At 74.8% G+C, this 381-nt stretch carries 1 protein-coding gene; it reads right to left on the bottom strand.

The genetic code is table 11. From position 1 onward, the window contains the following. A partial coding sequence (locus LPA54_RS41970; protein ID WP_308112940.1) for a zf-HC2 domain-containing protein occupies positions 1-373 on the bottom strand: 373 nt, incomplete at its 3' end. Positions 374-381 lie beyond the last annotated feature (8 nt).

Raw genomic sequence — 381 nt, 5'->3', positions numbered from 1 at the left:
CGCCGCCGCTGCCGCCGTCCCCGCCGCTCGCCGCGACGGCCACGAACGGGCCGCTGACGATCAGCGCGCCGGCCGCGGCGACCATGTAGAAGTTCCGGCGGCGCTTGCGCGCCCGGCGCTCGGCCACCTCGTCGACGAGCTTCTCCACCACGCGCGGCGACGGCTTCGCGGACAGCGACTCGCCGATCGCGGGCGATCCGGCGGCGTCGGGCAGGTCCGCCAGCGCGGCCAGCATCGGTTCCATCCCGGCGAGTTCGTCGAGCTGCTGGGCACACCACTCGCACGTCGCCAGGTGGGCCTCGAAGGCGGTCGCCTCGGCGTCGTCGAGGATACCGAGGGCGTAGGCGCCGACGGTCTCGTGCTCGTTCGGCACCGGTGATC

It is taken from the genome of Streptomyces sp. DH12 (assembly GCF_020873895.1).
Classification (GTDB): Bacteria; Actinomycetota; Actinomycetes; order Streptomycetales; family Streptomycetaceae; genus Streptomyces.
This window is presented reverse-complemented; position numbering and strand designations above follow the sequence as displayed.